The following is a 1,567-nucleotide window of genomic DNA, read 5'->3' on the forward strand; positions in this document are numbered from 1 at the left end:
CTCATATGATGTTCTTGTTCATCAGCTCGCAAATTTGCTAGCGGCTTCCTCCAGACCAACCCTCACGGATAAACCCTTGCCATTCGCTAGTAGTTATCGTTTAATAACATTAAGTTAATAAACGGTGATCTTCCTACAGAGGACTTTCACCTCATTAGTTCACGCCCATGCTGGGCGTACACAAGCAATTCAACAGGGACAAATACTGTTTGGCTTTTGTCGCTGCGCTCCAAAATTATAGCCAAACACCATTTGCCCGTTAATTGGTGTCTATGCGTGTTAAAAACTTCAATGATTTTTATGTTGTACCATGCAAGGTTCAATTGCGGTAGCAATGGAAATTCAGCTTAAATAATGCTGCTGTAGATCAACCACGAAACAGCCCTATTCAATGTTATTTCTGGTTGTTTTAAAAGTTTTAGAAGTTGGTAAAATCATTGGTTATTTTGCAAAATCAAAATTGGGCGCAATCCAAAACGTCTGTAATATCAAAACGTAAACGGTGCGCCTATCAAGCGCTTCAACAGGACAAATACTCGTTGGCTTTTATCACTATCTTCCAAAATTTTAACCAAACACCATTTGCCCGTAACTGGGCGATAGAGTTCTTAATTTAAGGTTCAAGGATGACTACATATATTATCAGTATTGCACTTATTATTACTGGGTTAACGCTTACTTTTTGGGGCTACTATGTCTCTATAGGTAGAAGGTGGGAGCTTATACCAAATTTCGACAAAGAAGATTGCAATGATCCAGATGCCTTTTTGAAACACATGAAAGTTGGCTTATTAGTTTCTGGGCTAGCTCTTTCTTTATCAGGCTTAATACTTAATTTCAGCACAGCTCTAGCGAATACTGGTATTGGATTGGTCGGTATATTCCTTGTAATCTGGAATTTAAAGCGCAATAAATATATCAATTCAACGGAATGCTAAATCGCTTGGCTTTGCTCCTGCGTCGAAAATTTTAGCCAAACGTTTTCTGCCCGTTAATGCGGCGGATAACTTCAAAGGAAAGTTCCGTGTTTAAACATCAGGTAAAAGTAGTCTTCCTGTTCATTATAATATTCTCGATTTCATATCTAGCTATTGCTGTAATCTGGGCAAACTATGTAGTTGAGGAACTACTTGAAGAATCACCTTCGGCTGCACAAAATATTGACTTACAGCCGGAACATCTGAAAGCGCTTTTAAAAATAGAAGATCCTGAATTCTATCAACACTATGGACTCAATATTTCTAACGGTCAGGGGTTAACCACGATAAGTTCGGTAGTTGCGAGAGATCTCTTCCTGAATTATAAAAAATTAAACGGTGTTAAGGGCAGTTTTCAATCATTCTACAAAGCAGTATTTAGTTGCTGTAAGAAAATTGATTTTGGTAGAGATGTAATGGCAGTTGTACTTGACAGCCATGCAACTAAAGAGCAGCAATTGAATTGGGTGTAGATCTTTTAGATCGACAAACATCATGAAAAGATCATTAATTATCAATGGGATGACTTTGACAAATAGTGCGAAAGGAGCAATTTTATAGTACTTATCAGTTTGCAAACACAACAAGTC

General features: G+C 37.7%; 2 protein-coding genes. Both read left to right on the forward strand.

Translation table 11 applies throughout. The features are described 5' to 3' along the window. Window positions 1-626 precede the first annotated feature (626 nt). Window positions 627-938 (forward strand): hypothetical protein, encoded by a 312-nt coding sequence (locus tag D5018_RS21285; protein ID WP_121840968.1) that lies wholly within the window; start codon window positions 627-629, stop codon window positions 936-938. A gap of 86 nt (window positions 939-1,024) precedes the next feature. Further along, window positions 1,025-1,450, forward strand: a complete 426-nt coding sequence (locus D5018_RS21290) for a hypothetical protein (protein WP_121840969.1) — start codon at window positions 1,025-1,027, stop codon at window positions 1,448-1,450. Window positions 1,451-1,567: the final 117 nt, after the last annotated feature.

It is taken from the genome of Parashewanella curva, assembly GCF_003675895.1.
Classification (GTDB): domain Bacteria; phylum Pseudomonadota; class Gammaproteobacteria; order Enterobacterales; family Shewanellaceae; genus Parashewanella; species Parashewanella curva.

Coding starts and splice junctions, on each gene's coding strand:
- D5018_RS21285 (WP_121840968.1), top strand. CDS start 627: ATGACTACATATATTATCAGTATTGCACTTATTATTACTGGGTTAACG.